Here is a 266-nt window from a genome sequence, read left to right on the forward strand (position 1 = left end):
TCCGTGGACAGCACTTCATCCGGCCCCCACAGGTAGTGGTCGGCCAACAGCCGCGTCTGGCTGCTGCGTTCCCGGCCCTGGTCGGTGGCCAGGTTGGTGGCCAGACCGTACAGATAGGCCCGCGGGTTGTCGATGGTCACCCCGGCATCCACCCCGCGCGCCTTGAACCAGATGGCCTGGATCACGGCTTCGGCACTGCCGTCGCTGCCCAGTATCCGCTGCACCCGACGCAGCAGCGCCGGGCGTTCGCGGAGCAACCGGACGGT

General features: G+C 69.2%; 1 protein-coding gene. It reads right to left on the reverse strand.

From position 1 onward, the window contains the following. Window positions 1–266: RNA polymerase sigma factor (locus ACQG3P_RS19965; protein WP_426806014.1), on the reverse strand; the 266-nt coding region annotated here is incomplete at both ends.

The organism is Stenotrophomonas sp. SrG (genome assembly GCF_050031795.1).
GTDB classification, from domain to species: Bacteria; Pseudomonadota; Gammaproteobacteria; order Xanthomonadales; family Xanthomonadaceae; genus Stenotrophomonas; species Stenotrophomonas rhizophila_A.